At 66.7% G+C, this 15,390-nt stretch carries 15 protein-coding genes; 8 read left to right on the top strand and 7 right to left on the bottom strand.

Annotated features, from left to right (window positions below):
- Position 1: 1 nt before the first annotated feature.
- A complete protein-coding gene (locus tag QQS14_RS13165) occupies positions 2-295 on the bottom strand; it encodes a hypothetical protein (protein ID WP_285907464.1) in 294 nt (97 codons plus the stop codon).
- Positions 296-576: 281 nt separating this feature from the next.
- Here QQS14_RS13165 and QQS14_RS13160 point away from each other — a divergent pair, with 281 nt between their 5' ends.
- On the top strand, positions 577-2,445 hold the full coding sequence (locus QQS14_RS13160; RefSeq protein ID WP_285907463.1) for a hypothetical protein: 1,869 nt from the start codon (positions 577-579) through the stop codon (positions 2,443-2,445).
- 96 nt (positions 2,446-2,541) lie between these two features.
- Here the strand turns inward: QQS14_RS13160 and QQS14_RS13155 are convergent, their stop codons facing one another.
- From QQS14_RS13155 to QQS14_RS13145, 3 genes are all read right to left on the bottom strand, one after another.
- Complete coding sequence (locus tag QQS14_RS13155; RefSeq protein ID WP_285907462.1) at positions 2,542-7,392, bottom strand: FecR domain-containing protein; 4,851 nt, start codon at positions 7,390-7,392, stop codon at positions 2,542-2,544.
- Between the two features lie 154 nt (positions 7,393-7,546).
- Positions 7,547-7,921: a hypothetical protein gene (locus QQS14_RS13150; RefSeq protein WP_285907461.1), complete on the bottom strand. Its 375-nt coding sequence runs from the start codon at positions 7,919-7,921 to the stop codon at positions 7,547-7,549.
- Positions 7,902-9,194, bottom strand: a complete 1,293-nt coding sequence (locus QQS14_RS13145) for a terminase large subunit domain-containing protein (protein WP_285907460.1) — start codon at positions 9,192-9,194, stop codon at positions 7,902-7,904. The genes QQS14_RS13150 and QQS14_RS13145 overlap by 20 nt, the downstream gene beginning before the upstream one ends.
- Positions 9,195-9,245: 51 nt before the next feature.
- Between QQS14_RS13145 and QQS14_RS13140 the strand changes: the two genes are divergently transcribed.
- The gene (locus QQS14_RS13140; protein WP_285907487.1) at positions 9,246-10,262 is read left to right on the top strand and encodes a tetratricopeptide repeat protein; all 1,017 of its coding nucleotides are present in this window, start codon (positions 9,246-9,248) and stop codon (positions 10,260-10,262) included.
- 4 nt (positions 10,263-10,266) lie between these two features.
- Here QQS14_RS13140 and QQS14_RS13135 read toward each other — a convergent pair whose 3' ends face one another.
- Positions 10,267-10,479 (bottom strand): hypothetical protein, encoded by a 213-nt coding sequence (locus QQS14_RS13135; RefSeq protein ID WP_285907459.1) that lies wholly within the window; start codon positions 10,477-10,479, stop codon positions 10,267-10,269.
- A complete protein-coding gene (locus tag QQS14_RS13130) occupies positions 10,476-10,883 on the bottom strand; it encodes a hypothetical protein (RefSeq protein WP_285907458.1) in 408 nt (135 codons plus the stop codon). Before QQS14_RS13130 ends, QQS14_RS13135 begins: the two co-directional genes overlap by 4 nt.
- 165 nt (positions 10,884-11,048) lie before the next feature.
- Here QQS14_RS13130 and QQS14_RS13125 point away from each other — a divergent pair, with 165 nt between their 5' ends.
- The 6 genes from QQS14_RS13125 (at position 11,049) to QQS14_RS13100 (ending at position 15,129) form a co-directional block, all read left to right on the top strand.
- On the top strand, positions 11,049-12,143 hold the full coding sequence (locus QQS14_RS13125) for a tRNA dihydrouridine synthase (RefSeq protein ID WP_425607929.1): 1,095 nt from the start codon (positions 11,049-11,051) through the stop codon (positions 12,141-12,143).
- 20 nt (positions 12,144-12,163) lie between these two features.
- Positions 12,164-12,808, top strand: coding sequence for a cyclase family protein (locus tag QQS14_RS13120; protein ID WP_285907457.1), 645 nt, complete (start codon positions 12,164-12,166; stop codon positions 12,806-12,808).
- A 70-nt stretch (positions 12,809-12,878) separates the two neighbouring features.
- Entirely contained in the window at positions 12,879-13,169 is a 291-nt protein-coding gene (locus QQS14_RS13115) for a hypothetical protein (protein WP_285907456.1), read from the top strand.
- A gap of 146 nt (positions 13,170-13,315) precedes the next feature.
- Positions 13,316-14,203, top strand: coding sequence for a DMT family transporter (locus QQS14_RS13110; protein WP_285907455.1), 888 nt, complete (start codon positions 13,316-13,318; stop codon positions 14,201-14,203).
- Positions 14,204-14,376: 173 nt separating this feature from the next.
- A complete protein-coding gene (locus tag QQS14_RS13105) occupies positions 14,377-14,586 on the top strand; it encodes a SlyX family protein (protein ID WP_285907454.1) in 210 nt (69 codons plus the stop codon).
- A 27-nt stretch (positions 14,587-14,613) separates the two neighbouring features.
- Positions 14,614-15,129: a cupin domain-containing protein gene (locus tag QQS14_RS13100; protein WP_285907453.1), complete on the top strand. Its 516-nt coding sequence runs from the start codon at positions 14,614-14,616 to the stop codon at positions 15,127-15,129.
- Between the two features lie 82 nt (positions 15,130-15,211).
- Here QQS14_RS13100 and QQS14_RS13095 read toward each other — a convergent pair.
- Positions 15,212-15,390, bottom strand: a 179-nt coding sequence (locus QQS14_RS13095) for a tail fiber assembly protein (RefSeq protein WP_285907485.1), incomplete at its 5' end; no start/stop codon positions are given.

Below are 15,390 nucleotides of genomic sequence, written 5' to 3'. Positions count from 1 at the left end.
GCTATTCCCCCAGCTTGGTTTTGAGCGTGCCGGTGGCGGCAGCATCGTCGTCCGACGCTGCCCCGGCCGTGGCCTGGGCCAGCCGCTTCTGGTCCACGGTCCTGGCCTCGAGCAGTTTTTCGCGCTCGCGTTTGCGCTCGCGGGCCTCCTTGAGCCGCTGTTCCTCTTCCTGGCGGGCGCGTTCGGCCGCCAGTTCGGCGGACCGGTCCGATCCGGATTGCCGTTGCTGGCCCGAGCCGAGGGCGCCGACCACGCTGCTGAAGACCGAGGTGATGAGTGCCGGGCTTCCTCCCATGATGAATCCTCCTGTTAAAGGGTTTTTCGGACCATAGCCCCGGATTTCGGCCCGAATGGAGAACGGGTGCGAGGGGGATGAAAACGGGCGAAACAGGGCGGACATTGCCTGTTGACAGGGTATTCGGGAGGGGCCGCGGACAGGGGCAGGAGGCGGTGATCGTCCTGCGGCGATGCCTCTTGACGGGTCAGGTCCGGGGCGTATATTGTGTATATGCCAAAAAGCCCTTTTCGGGCCGCTGCGCGAACCAGGGACGGTGCGCTTTGGCAGGGAGACGGACAGTGTCAACCAGCGTGACCGACTTCATCGTGGCCGGGCCTCCCGGGCAGGTGACGGCGGGACCGGCCGGATCGTTCATGGCCAGCGAGGCCGGTCGCGTGGTGACCGGCGAGCCTGGACATGTGCCCATCGACACCACTCCGGCCCACGTTCCCATCGACACCACTCCGGCTCGCGTTCCCATCGACACTACCCCAGCCAGGATTCCCTATGCGGCCCACCCGGGGTTGATGCATGGGGCGATGTCCGGCGCGGGCGGCTTTGTGGGTGGCGGCGGTGTGGCCGGGAGTCCCGGTGTTGCCGGCCCGGGTGGCCCGGGCGCCGGAATGGTCGGCATGATCGGTCAGGGCGGCGGTGGCGGCGGTGGCGGCGGTGCGGCCGTGGGTGGCGGCGTAGGCGCGGCCCACATCGGCAGTGGCGGCGGCACTGGCGGCGGCGGTGGCGGCGCAGGAGCCATCAACACTGGCGCGGTCCAAATCGGCGGTGGCGGCGGTGGCGGCGGTGGCGGTGGCGGCGGGGGCGACTCGGCCCGCGACAACACCGGCGGCCACGCCGTGGGTCAGGCCACGGGCGGCGGCAGCTCGGGCACCACGGGCGGCGGCTCCGGCACTGTCAGCCCCGGCACCACGGGGGGCGGCAGCGTGTCCGGCGGGGCCAGTGTGCCCATCTCCACCGAGTCGGGCAGGACACCTGTCGCGCCCAGCACGGGCGGAGGCTCGGCGGGCGGCGGTGGCGGCGGGTCGGTGCAGCCGGGCGGCTCGGGCTCTGTGTCGATGGGCGGCCATGTGCCCATTGCCCCGTCCCTTGGCATCCAGCCCATATCCCCTGCCGGGTTCGTGCCCATAGCGCCACAGATCGGCTTTTCCATGCCGAGCATGGTCGGGGTGGTGCCTTCGACACCCGCCGGGCATGTCCAGGCGTTTCGGATGACCAATCCCCACGGCATGTATTTCGGCCATACCCAGAACTGGCCAAGCGACGTGTTCCAGCACACGGTCCACTCCTACGGCTTCCAGCCAAAGCAGACCCTCCAGGCCCCGTGGATACCCACGGCAGACGGCTATGCCGAGCCCCTGGGCCTGCCCAAGCTCGATTTCGACGATCAGGCGGGCCGCCCCACGGCCGTGGACATGTCCTCGTCCTATTCCATGAACGTGGACCAGACCCAGAACATCGAGCGCTACCACGAGGTGAACAACAGCGAGACCGTGGACGCGCTCTTCGACATGTCCATGAACGCGGCGGTCCACCGCTCGGACACCACCCTCAACCAGAATTCCTACGACACCAGCACAGCCAACAGCCAGGACTTCAGCTCGGAGCGGAGCGTGGACAACTCCACGAGCGTGGAGCAGGTGACCAACCAGTCCACGGTCAACGTGGAGAACCGGAGCGTGGACAACCGCCAGGAGAACCACATCGACAACAGCGTCACCGAGCGCGACTCGACCACGTACGTCGAATCGCGGGACACGACCGTCCACAACGACAACACCGTGTCCATCAGCGCGGACAACTCGCGCACCGAGCATACGGAGAACCGCACCAACGTCACCGAGGTGGACAACTCGGTCAACATCCAGGAGACCCGCCACCAGACCAGCTTCATCGAGAACCGGGAGATGACCGTGGCCTATCCCGAGACGCGGCAGGTGGTGGTGGACAACTCCCAGGACTTTGTGCGCAACGTGGAAAACCGCTTCGTGGACCAGGACAACTCGGTGGTCAACATGGTGGACGACAGAAGCGTCAGCCTGTCCACCACGCAGGAGCCGGTCTACACCTTCGACAACTCGACCACCATTCACCTGACCCAGGTCATCCAGGCCCCGGAGCGCTCCGGCGGCAGCCTTTTTGTCGGCAACGCCTGATTTGGGCAACGCCTGACCCTGCCCGCGAGAGACAAAAAGAGGCGCGCCCGTCCATGATGGACGGGCGCGCCGTGTCGGATGTGCGATGGGCCGGGGCTAGGCCATGATGTATTCGACAAAGGAGTCGGCGGTCAGGTTGTTGTCACCCGGGACGCCATCGTCGTATTCGGTGATGGTGGCCATGAGGAAGTGCTCTCCGCCTTCGAAAAAGTAGAGATTGCCGACACTGCTGTCCGTCTGGCTGGCATAGATGAAACCGGTGTATTCTAGTTCTTCAGAATAATAGTTCCAATCTGGGCCGGATTCTGCATCGTCGAAAACAAAGTACTCCTCTAGGAGCTTGCCTTCGCCATCAAGGTACTCGGAGAAAGCCATCGGGTGCAGGCCGATCTTGTCGAAGTTCTTGTCAAAGTCCGCGATGATATCCATACCCCCCCCGAAGCTCTCGTAGACGAAGGTGTCGCAGCCTTCGCCGCCGATCAGGGTGTTCTCGCCGCTGCTGCCGAAGAGGACATCGTCGCCGTCGTTGCCCACCAGCAGGTTGCCAAACTCGTTGCCCTTGAGGGTGTCGTTGAAGTCCGAGCCTGTAACGTTCCGGATGTCGTTGAGGGTGTCGGTGTCCCCCCAGCCGTCGTAGGCATAGCCGTGTTCGAAATCGTTCTCGGTCGAGAGATCGACGTATACCCCATCCGGGTCGTCCTCGTAGGACACGGTGACGAAGCCGTCGTTGGTGTTGCCGTTGAAGGTGTCGTTCCCGGCCCAGCCCCGGAACTCGACAAAGACCCCGGGTGCGCCGGTGAAGACATCGTTTCCGGCGGTGCCCTCGATGGAATTGACGTTGATGAGGGTGTCGGTCCAGTTCGAGCCCTCAACCTCCCAGTGCCCGCTGTTCCAGCTGGCGGTGATGCCGACGCCATCGACGAGTTGGTCCAGCGCCCAGTAGGTCACATTGGTCCAGCCGTTGACGCTGCCGGTCACGGTATCGTTGCCCGTGCCGGGCATGAACTCGAAGTCGTCCGATCCGGAGTGGATGAGGGTGTCGTCATAGATCGAGCCCCAGACCATGTCGATGTTGGAGAGGTCGTCGGTCCAGGTCCTGTTCCCTTCGATTTCATGGTCCGTGACAAAGCCGCTGGTGCCCCCCATTGAGGCATAGATGCCCATATTGTCGCCCGGGGTCTGGTAATAGTGGTAGGAGGCCACGTCAAAGCCGGTGACGCCGTTCGGGTCGTGAACCGAGTTGCCGTCAACCGTGTTCGACCCGCCCCCGTAGAAGAAGACGTTGATCGGGGCGTCGTTGCCGATGAAGGTGTCGTTGTGGGCCGTGCCCATGACCGCGTTGATGCCCACCAGGGTGTCGGTGTAGTCGCCGCCCGTGACGCGGTTCGTCTCAAGGTTGACGTTGATGGCGTACCCTTCGTGCTGGTAGGAGGCCACGTCGAACAGGCGCCTGACGGGGTCGTCTCCGCCGCCGCCGTTGATGAGGTCGTTGCCCGGGCCGCCTTCGAGCCAGTCCTGTCCGTCGCCGCCGATGAGGGTGTCGTTGCCTGCTCCGCCTTCGAGCCAGTTGTCGCCGCTGCCGCCCACGAGGCAGTCGTTGCCGTCGCCGCCATAAAGGGAATCGTCGCCGTCGCCGCCGAGGAGGGTGTCGTTGCCCTGGCCGCCGATGATGGAGTCGTTGCCGTCAGAGCCGATGATGTATTGCTTGAAGCTGAAGATGGGAGCCCCGGACCATTCCAGGTTATAGCTGTCGCCCGTGATGCCCGAGGCGTCGAGGGTGAAGATGGAGCCCGGGTCGGCCAACGCGTCGTGACCGACAAGGGTGGTCGCCGCGTCGCCGAGGATGATGTGCTCAATGCCGGTGACATTGGTCAGCGGCGCGCCGCCGTTGTAGGTGAAGGTCAGGGTGTCGGTGCCGCTGCCGCCGCTGATGGTGTCGTTTTCGTCCAGGTAGGTGGACATGATGAAGAGGTCGTTGCCAGCGCCGCCCTCAAAGTAGTTGTTCGCGTCATCCTGCCCGATGAAGGTGTCGTTGTGTGCCGAGCCGACAAACGCCTTGACGTAGGAATACGAATCCCCGTCAGCGTAGCCGCCCGAGCCTTCGCCGTCAGCGAGGTTGACGGTCACGCCCGCTGTGGACGCGCTGTAATCCACCGTGAGGTCGCCGTCACTGCCCTCGAAGATTTCCTTTGCGGCCGAGGCCTTGACGAGGTCTTCGCCACCATACGACGAGGATACAGTGATTGCGCTTTCCTCCCAATTCCAGTTGTCGAAGGTCAGGGCGCTCAGGTCGATGGTGTCGTTGCCCTCGGTGTCTGCGATGGTGATGGAGACCGGGGCGCCAGAGGTGGTGATTTTTGACCATGAATCCATCTGGTCCGAGTTGAAAAAGGCCTCGCTGGCGCTTGCCTCGAAGAGAACCACGCTGATGCCCGTCACAATTGCGGCATAGAAGCTCGCGGAACTGGCGCTGATCCTCAGGGTGTTGGTGCCGGTGCCGCCGTGATACTCCGCTTCCTCAGCCACCTCGGTGGAGATGACGATGGTGTCGTTGCCCGCGCCGCCGTAGATGGTGTCTGCGCCGCCGCCGCCGATGATGAGGTCGTTGCCAGCGCCGCCCTCGAAGCGCTCGGCGTTCTCGGAGCCGGTCAGGCTGTCGGCGTAGGCCGAGCCGATGACGCCGTGGAAGGTGCCCAAAGCAAGGGTGTCGCCCTGTGCGTGGCCGCCCGAGGCCGTGTTGGCGGCCAGGTTGATGTTCACCCCTGCCGTGCTTGAGGCATAGGACAGGGTGTTGAATCCTCCGGTGCCGCCGCTCAAGTTGTCCGCGCCCGCGCCGCCCTGAATGGTGTCGTTGCCCGTGCCGCCGGTGATGGTGTCGTTGCCCGCGCCGCCGATGATGTGCTGATCCCGGGTTGTGCCCGAGCCGTTGTAGTTCAGGGTTTTGGGCGAGGTGATGGCCGAGCCGTTGATGGTGATGGTCCCTGTTCCGGTCGGGCTGTAGATGAGGCTCGTGCTGGCGTTGCCGAGGATGATGTGTTCGATGTTGGTGACGTTGGTCAACGCATTGGTGTTTTCGGTGTTGCCTGTGAAATAGAGGGAGTCGTCGCCATCGCCGCCGTTGATGACATCGTCCGCGGTCAGTTGCGTGCCCATGTTGAAGCGGTCGTTGCCGCTGCCGCCGGTCATGGAGTCGTCGCCGACGCTGGTGCCGAAGAAGATGTTGTCGCCGCCGGTGCCGAAAAGGGTGTCGTTACCCGCGCCGCCGAACAGGGTGTCGTCCCCGCTGCCGCCGACGATGAGGTCGTTGCCGCCCGAGCCGACGATGAACTGGTTGAAGCTCTCGATGCTGACGCCGTCCCACTCGAAGTAGATGCCGTGGTAATATTCTGGATCGATGCCCGAGGCGTCGATGGAGAAGGTGGCCGCATCGGTCAACCCGTCATGGCCCATGAGCGCTGTCGGGGTGCTGCCGAGCTGGATGTGCTCGATGCCGGTGACGTTCTCCAGATCCAGGGTTACGCCCTCATATGTGCCGTCAAAGGCCAGGGTGTCGGTGCCCGCCCCGCCGTTGATGATGTCGAACGGGCTCAGGGGGCCGAGCATGTAGGAGTTGAACTCGCTCTCGTAGTGGCCCACGGCCAGATAGTCGTTGCCGCACATGCCGCTTAAGGTATTGTACCCCATGCCGCCGTAGAGGCTGTCGCCCTGGGCCGAGCCGGTGATGTCGTTGTCGTGGTGGGCGCTGCCGAAGACCGTGCGGATGGCGTAGGTGGTGGTGCCCGAGCTGTTCAGGGTCTGGCGCGAGGACTGGTCGCCGGTGGTTTCATAGTAGGGCGGGGACGCCTGAAGGTTCACGGTCAGGGGAGCATCCCACCCGGAAAGATCAAGGGTGGTGACCACGGCCGGTTGCGCCGGGGTGTTGTCGGGCGGGGTTTCGTCGCCCTCGTCGCCGGTGGCCGCGCCTCCGGTCTGGGCCGGGGGTGGCGGCGGAGGCGGAGGCGGTGGTGGCGCGGCCGGTTTGGGCGGCTGGACACCCATGCCCTGGCCTTGCCCCTGGCCCTGGCCAACGCCAGCGCCGGTATTGAAGACGCCGCCCTGGTTCTGGCCTTGCCCTTGTCCCTGGCCCGGTCCCTGTTCCTGGCCCTGGGTCAGTTGTTCGGGCTCCCCGCCCTGATCTCCTTCCTGGCCGCCATCCTGGCCCTGGCCTTGTCCCTCTCCTTGTCCCTGGCCGCCCTGCTCGCCCTGCCCTTCTCCCTGGCCCTGCTCCTGTCCGCCGTCCCCGTCCTGGGAGCCGGACTGGTCCTGGCCGCCCTCGTCCTGATCGCCCTGGTTGCCGGAGTCGTCAGGGCTGGGCGCGGTCTGTTGCAGCGACTGGGACGAGAGCTGCTCGAACTGGGCCAGCTCGTTCTGGGAGGCCATGAAGATCGGGCTCAGGCCGCCCGGGGTGGCCGTGACCATGCCGCCGTCCTGGGTGATGATGGCCACCGGGCCACCGGAAATGGGCCGGATGATCACGGGCTTGTCCACAAAGTCCACCACCACGTGGCTCTCGGGCTGGCCGGGGACGATCTTGTGGCCGGTGGTGGTGCCCCGGATGCCGATGGTGGCCAGCGGGGTCTCAAGGCTGAAGCCCTCGGGGTTCATGTCCACGATCTCGCCCGTGACCGAGCGGAAGGTGCCCTGGACGAGCTTGATGGCCATCTCGCCCGCGCTCTGCTCGGGATTGAAGACGTAGGCGTCAAGGACCACCGAGGAGTTCGGCCCCTGGGAGAGGATCGCGCCGTCGGCGAACTTGATCTCCACGGCCGAGGCCCCGCCCTTGGTGGTGATGATGTCATCGACAAAGACCGGGCTTTCGGGAGCCAGGTCCCGTATTCCGTCCGGTCCTTCCGCGGTGGCGGTGCCATAGGCTATGGTCACCACGCCGATTTGAGTGGCTTCAGGCATGCGACATCCCCTTGCGCGCAACGGTCTTATTATTTCTTAATATAGCGCGTAGCATCTTCCCGAAGCGGCCGCAAGAATAATCCGGCCCGCTGCAATGTCCTTGTTCACAGTGCAATGAGCCGGAATTGTTGGCTTATGGTGGAATGTTCCGCAATTATGGCGACTTGTTTCGATCCAACTCCATGGCCGCAGCCTGGAGGACCCACGCCTGGCCGAACCCGTAGAGCCGGGCGAAACGGAAGAGCTTGGGGTCATACCCGTCCGCCGCGCAGGCGCGCAGGCCCAGGACGCGCGTCTTGCCCAGCCGGGCGGCCTCGGCGCGCAGCCAGGCCGCGTCCTCGGCCAGCCGCCGTCTGGTCTGCGGCCCCCAGCGGGTCAGGGTCAGGTGCAGTTCCAGGTCGTTCCCGCGCTCGGCCAGGGCCGCGTGGCCGTACACTTCGCCCTGGTGGTGCAGTTCGAGCCAGCGGTACTCGCCGTCCGGGAAATGGGCCATGGCCATGGGCCGTTGGTCACTGTCGCGCACGCTCATGGGGCCTCCCGAAGGGGTTGTATTCGTTGACGGTGCGCGCCGCTCGCTGGCCGGTGCCCGGCTGGCGGAAGCCCACGGCAAAGTAGCGGAAGGCGTCCACCGCGTGGCTGGTCCAGTCGTGCACGGGCCGGGCAGAGAAATCGCCCATGCGCTCGTTGAAGGAGCGGCGGTAGTGGCGCAGGGCTTCCAGCCCCGGGGCGCAGCGGGTGGCGTCGAACCAGCACAGGGGCAGCATGGTCCGCACCGCGTTGATGCCGTCCTGGATGGGGATGTTCGGCGCGATGTCGAAGCGGATGCCCAGGCTGCGGGCGATCTCAAGCCGCGATTTGCCTGTGCCCAGCTCGCGCACCCGGATGTCGTGGGGCGCGATGTGGGTGCCGTAGGCGTAGCGGCGCTCGTCGAGGATGCGGGCGTAGTGGTCGAGGCCCTCGCCGCTGGCCTCGTAGTAGTCGATGACCGCGTAGGCGTTGCCCGGCCGGGCCTGGACGAACCAGATGGCCATGGAATCGCTCATGCCGAGATCCCAGGCGGTGTGCACGGGCAGGGCCGGGTCGCAGGGCACCGCAGTGATGCGCCCGGCCTTTTCCGCCTCGCCCACCAGGGCGCCGAAGTACGCGCCCCGGATGGCCGCCGTGAACGAACACTCAAACTCCTGCTCGTATTCCTCGGGCGACATCTCGCGGGCGGCTGCGGCCAGTTCGTCGGGGTGGATGATACCGGTCTGGGAGGCGCGGTACATGGCCGCGAACCAGTCCGGGTCGCGCCTGGCGTCGCGCCAGAGCCGGTAAAGGGCGTTCTTGCCGCGCGGCGTGCCGATGAACATGGCCCAGCCCATGCGGTCTGTCAGGGCCGGGCGGATGACCTCGGTCCAGACGCGGTGGGGCATCTGGGCCACCTCGTCAAAGACCGCACCGTCGAGATACATGCCGCGCAGGGAGTCCGGGTTCTCGGCTCCGAAGAGGCGGATGCGCGCGCCGTTGTCAAAGTCGGCCCGCAGCTCGGTCTCGTTGAATTTCACGGTGCAGCCGTCAAGCCCCAGGCCGCAGTATCGCTTGAGTTCGTCCCAGACCACGGTCTTGGCCTGCTTGTACAGGGGCGCGATGTAGGCCCCGCGCCAGTCGGTGCGCTGCGTGTCCCTGGCCGCCCGGATGAGCCGGTTGACCGAGAGCACGGTCTTGCCGAAGCGGCGGTGGCAGACCAGCACCGAGAAGCGGGCCAATCCGGCCTCGATCTCGGCCTGATGGGGTCTTGGCGTATAAAGTTCCAATGTCACGTTGTGGTTCCTCATGTTGACGGGCGGGGCGGGCGCGGGTATTTCGTGATCATGCGCCATGCCTGCCCGGTTGTTTTACTTGTTCTTCTCCTGCTCGTGCTGCCGGGCTGCCTGACCTCGTCGGGCCAACCAAGGCCCGGGCTGACCGACCGCGAGATGGAGATCCAGCGGCGCGAGGCCATGGCCGCCTCGGCCCTGGACAAGGCCCTGCAGCTCCACCACAACGGCGAATACCTGGACGAGGACATGGCCCTGGACTACCTCGACGAGGCCATCGAGTTGAACCCCGACCAGATCACGGCCCGCCACCTGCGGGCGCTGCTGTACCTCGAGCGCGGCCACCTGGACGCGGCCGAGGCCGACGCGCGCCATGCCCTTGACATCCGGCCGGACCATATCCAGGCCCGGTTCACCCTGGGCTACATCCTCTACCGGCGCGACGCCTGGGCCGAGGCGGTGCGCGAGTTCTCGCAGGTGCTTGGGCGGGACGACGCCGTGGCCGAGGCCTTTGCCCTGCGGGGCACGGCCTATGCCCGGCTCGGTCGGGCCGACGACGCGGTCCACGACTTTGACAAGGCCATCGCCCTGAACCCGGCTCATTTCGAGGCCTACTACAATCGCGGTCTGGCCCGTCTGGCCCTGGGCGACGAGGACGAGGCGCTGCACGATCTGACCCAGGCCCTGTCCCTTGATTCCCATTCCCTGCCGGTGCTCATGGCCCGGGGCGCACTGTCCATGCACCTTGGCGACTTTGACCGGGCCGAGGCCGACTACCGGCGCGCCCTGATCCTCAATCCGACCGACAGCGGCCTGTACGCCCTGCTGGCCGAGGCCTGCGCCGGGGGCGGGGACTATCCCGCAGCCGCCGACGCGGCCCGCCGCGCCCTCGGGCTGGCCCGGGCCGAGGGCGACGCCCAGGCCACAAAGGCCTTTGAGGAGCAGGTCAGGGCCTATGCGGGAAGGCCCAAGGTCGCGCCCAAGCCGAAGCCCGCGCCCGCGCCGTCGCCGGAACCGGCAGCGGACGAGACGCCTGAGGCCGAAGAGCCCCCGGCCTCGCCCTCGCCGTAGCCCCTCAGCGCAGGGTCTCCACCAGCATCCGCGCGCCCAGCCCGGCCAGCCCGGCCAGACAGCCCCAGACCATGCGCTCCAGGGTGCGGATCTTGACGTGGTGCGAGGCGCAGCGGCGTGACAGGTTGATCTCCCGGATGTCCTCCTGGATGGCCTTGACCCGCTCGTCGATGCGGGCCAGCAGGTCGCGCACTTCGGCCCGCTCCAGGGCGGTCATCGCGCACTCCTCGCCGCGTCGCGCAGCCCCTTGACCGCGCCGGGCAGGTAGTCGCCGATCTTTTTGACCCCGAGCACCGCGGCCACGATCCAGAAGGTGATCTGCAAAAACCACTCGGGCAGCCGCTCCCAGGCCTGAAGCACCTCGCCGGCGCGGTCCGGGTCAAACCCGCTCCAGATGAAGAAGCCGATCCAGGCGAAGAAGAGCACGTCGTCCTTCCAGCCCGCGTTCTCCAGCTGCTTCATCTCCCATTCGTGGTTGTACTCCCGGTCGCTCCCGGCCAGGCGCATGCGGTTCTCCATGACCGCCTTTTTCAGCTCCTGCTTGGTCTTCATGTGTGTTGCCACGCCGTCCACCACGGTGGTCAGCAGTCCGGCGATGGCGCCGAATACGGGTATGGGCATTGTCTTGTCTCCTTTGGTTTTCCTGTGCTCCCTCCAGGGCACGGCACCAGTCTAGCCCCGGTTTTCGGCCCGGGCGGAGAACGGGCGCTACAGGGGCGCAATGAGGCGAAAGGAGTATGGGAAAGCCTCTTGACAGGGGGCTGGGCCAAGGCGACTGTGCGGGCCATGCAGGCAACAGACGACGTCATTACCCAGGGTCTGGGCCCGAATCTGGCCCTGGAACCGCACGCGGAACTGGCGGCATTGCTCACGCGCCCACTGGTCCTCCGGGGCCGGAGCGTGGCCAACCGGCTCTGGCTCGCGCCCATGGCCGGGCTGGGGCATGTGGCCTTTCGCGAGGTGCTCGCCCACTATGGCGGCTGCGGCCTGGCCTTCACCGAGATGTGCTCTGCCCGGGCCGTGCCCACCGAGAATCCCCGGGTCTCGCCCGTGTTCCGCTGGCGCGATGCCGAGCTTGGCACCCTGGTCTGCCAGATCGCCGGGGCCGACCCGGCCGAGCTGGCCCGGGCCGCCCGGCGGGTGGAGGCCGAAGGGTTCTTCGGCGTGGACATCAACATGGGCTGCTCGGTGTCCGGCATTGTCAAGAAGGGCGCTGGCGCGGCCCTGCTGCGCGATCACGACGCGGCCCTGGCCGCATTGGACGCGGTGCGCGGCGCGGTCTCGATTCCGGTCTTCGTCAAGTTCCGCACCGGCTGGTCGCCCGAGGTGGAACCGGCCGTGACCCTGGCCCGGCGCATGGAATCGGCCGGGGCGGACTGCCTGATCTTCCACCCCCGGGTGGCCCCGGACAAGCGCACCCGGCCGCCCCTGCGCGACCACATCCGGGCCGTTGCCGGGGCGGTCTCCATCCCGGTTTTCGGCAATGGCGACGTGATCACGCCCGAGGACTGCCTGGACATGCTCCGCGCCACGGGCTGCGCGGGCGTGTCCGTGGGCCGCATGGCCATTGCCCGGCCCTGGCTCTTCGCCGAGTGGACCGGGGGCGAGATGCCCGCCGAGGTCCTGGCGGGGGACGGGTTCAGGGACTACGCCCTGCGGCTGGCCGATGCCCTGGACCGCCACTTCGACCCCATCCGGGCGCTCAAGCGGTTCAAGCTCTTCACCATCTATTTCGCGGCCAACTTCACCTTCGGCCACTCGCTGCAATCCCGCTTCCTGGCGGCCAAGAGCATGGACGCGGTGCGCGAGGCGGCCAGCACGCAACTGGTGCCCGGTCTGCGGCTGGTCCGGCGGCCCAACATGAATCTTTTCAACATCTGATCCATCCGAGGAAATCGAGCATGCGCGCCATCGACCTCTCCCACACCGTCGAGACCGGGATGCCCGTCTATCCCGGCGACGAGGCCACCCTGATCCGCCGCACCGCCTTCATCCACCGCGACGGCTACGCCCAGACCTCCATCGCCATGAACAGCCACGCGGGCACCCATGTGGATATCGCGGCCCACGCCTTTGCCGAGGCCCCTGGCCTGGACCGGCTCGGGCCGGACAACTTCACGGGCTGGGGCGCGGTGGTGGACCTGACCGGCCCGGCTGATCGCGAGACGGCCCTGCGCATGGACCAGCCCCATCTGGCCCGGCTGGCCGACATGGACGGGCTCGATTTCGTGCTCCTGCGCACCGGCTGGGACGCCCGCTGGGGCAGCGAAGCGTACTTCCGCGACTTCCCCACCCTGACCGCCACGGCCTGCCGCTTCCTGGCCGGGCTCGGGCTCAAGGGCGTGGGCCTGGATACCCCCTCGCCCGATCCCGTGGGCTCAGGCATGGAGGCCCACACCATCCTGCTGGACCACGGGCTGGTCATCGTCGAAAACCTGCGCAACCTCGGCGAACTCCCGCCCGAGGGGTTCGTCTTCTGCTGTCTGCCCCTGCGCATCCGCGACGGCGAGGGGTCTCCGGTGCGGGCCACGGCTTTGGTCTTCTGAGCAGGCTGGCCGGGGTTGAAGCGCCGTGGAAACCGTGGGCAGACTACGGGAAACGTGATACGGGCAAGCCATGACCAATCGAAACAATGCGGAGAGGGAGAGCGGGCAGGGTCTGTCCGCAGCGGACCTGTTCGAGCCGGAAATCCCGTGGGTGATTGGCCTGACAATTCTTGTCGGGCTTGTCTCCTGGTCCGCTGGCGTCTTCGACGGCCTTCCTGAAGGCAACGCCGCCCTTCCCGGCGTCATCGGGGGAGGGTTGTGCGCCTGGGTTCTTCGGCCTATTGTCCGGCTGGCCCTGCGTATCGCACAGAGGCGGGCGCTGGAGCGGGCGTATTCCCGGCGGTGCGGCAGGAGGGCGTGAGGCGAGGCTTTGGGGCCGTGCGGCTTGCCTGCCCGAAGGACGGTCGGCACCGTTCGTCCCGGGCGAACCCGGCCTTCGGCAAAACCCATGGCGTGGCACTGGATTAATCGGCCCGGCAGGCATATACCTGCTGCCGGAGCGCCATCATGAAACAGCAGTCACTCACCTCGGTCTACGCCCTGCTCATCCTCAGCATGGCCCTGTGGGGCGGCACCTGGGTGGCCGGGCGCGTCCTGGCCCAGTCCATCCACCCCATGTCCGCCGCCTTCCTGCGCTTTGTGCTGGCCTCGGTCATGCTCGCGGTCATGTGCCGCCGGGCCGAGGGCCGAATGCCGCGCCTTGAGCGCGGCCAGATCCTGCCCGTGCTCTTCCTCGGGGCCACCGGGGTCTTTGTCTACAGCTATTTCTTCTTCACCGGCCTGCAGACCATCCCTGCCGGGCGCGCCGCCCTCATCGTGGCCTGCATCCCGGTCTGCATCTCCATGCTTTCGGCCCTGCTCTACAAGGAGCGGTTCGGCCCGGTGCGCGTGGCCGGGGCGCTGCTCTCGCTGGTGGGCGTGTCCGTGGTCATCGCGGACGGCAACCCCCTGGGCCTGCTCTCGGGCGGAGTCAGCCGGGGCGATGTCATGATCCTCGGATGCGTGGCCAGCTGGACCGCTTACTCCCTTGGCGGCCGCTCGGCCATGAAGCGCCTCTCGCCACTCACGGCCGTGACCTGGTCCTGCTTTTTCGGTACCCTGATGCTCCTCGGCCCGGCCGTGGCAGGCGGGCTGGCCGGGGATGTGCTCAAGGCGCGCCCCATCGACTGGGCTTGCCTCGTCTTCCTGGGCGTGCTGGCCACAGGACTGGCCTATTTCTGGTACTATCAGGCCATCTCGGTCATCGGCGCGTCGCGCGCGGGCATCTTCATCAACACCGTGCCCGTGTTCGCCGTGATCATGGGCGCCCTCATCCTGGGCGAGCCCATTCACCTCTCCCTGCTGGTGGGCGGGGCCATGGTCGTTTCCGGCGTGTATCTGACCAATCGACACTGACCGCCTGACCTTGACCCTCTGGTCCCGGCAGCGCGGTGTCTCCCGGAAAACCTCAAGCAGCGGTTGAACTTTTTCCCGATTCGGCCCGCGCGATGCCGCTTGACCCTGTCCTGACGCTGACGCACTATGGGCTGGGAGTCCCGCAATCCTCCCGAAACACCAAGGAGGAGACCATGGAAGCGCGCATCGAACGGCTGGAAAGCCTCGTGGCCTTGCAGGACCAGACCATCGAGAAGTTGAGCGACGAGATATACGAGCAGCAGCGGCAGCTGGCCGACCTGGCCCGGCAGGTGGAACGGCTGGCCGGAAAGCTGCGCGAAATGGATGATGTGCTGGGCCAGGCCGGGGGGACGGACGCGCCGCCGCCGCACTACAATGGATAAGTTTCCGATAAGCATGAATGGCTTGAAATGAAAGATAAAATAACTGCACGGGAAATTATCGACACCCTCGGCCTGGAGCCCCACCCGGAAGAGGGCGGTTACTATCGCGAGACCCACCGGTCGCCAGAGTTGCACGCTGCCCACGCCCTGCCCGGGCGGTATGCGGGGGAGCGCTGCCACTCCACGGCCATCTATTACCTGCTCACCCCGCAGACCTATTCGCACATGCACCGGCTGGTCAGCGACGAGATCTTTCACTTCTACATGGGCGACCCCTGCGAGATGCTTCTGCTCCACCCGGACGGCAGCGGCGAGGTGGTGGTGCTCGGGCATGATCTGCTGGCCGGGCAGCGGCCCCAGGTGGTGGTGCCCCGTGGCAGTTGGCAGGGAATGCGCCTTCTGCCCGGCGGCGGCTTCGGACTCATGGGCTGCACCGTGGCCCCGGGCTTCGAGTTTGCGGACTATGCCCACGGGGTGCGTGCCCATCTGCTGGCCGCGTACCCGGATTTTGCGGACAGGATCGTTCCCCTCACGGCCGGGTAGCCCGGCTGGTGGTGGCGCACACAGGCGCGGCCCGCACCCGGCCAAGGGGAGCGGGCCGTTTTGTTGGCTCGGGCTGGTTCGATCAGGCGGCGGGTTCCGCCACCTGCGGCCACGCCACAACGCCCGGAAAACCCGGCTGCTGCGGCACGTCGCGCAGCTCCTGGCGATAGAGGGTCCAGGCGTCGCGCTCGTCCTCGCTCAGGGGGGCGTCGGCCAGCTGGGTCCAGTCGCACCCGGCCAGCAGCCGGTCGCGCTCGGCGC

Origin of the sequence: Pseudodesulfovibrio pelocollis, from assembly GCF_030282845.1 — a bacterium.
Lineage (GTDB): Bacteria > Desulfobacterota > Desulfovibrionia > Desulfovibrionales > Desulfovibrionaceae > Pseudodesulfovibrio > Pseudodesulfovibrio pelocollis.
This window is presented reverse-complemented; position numbering and strand designations above follow the sequence as displayed.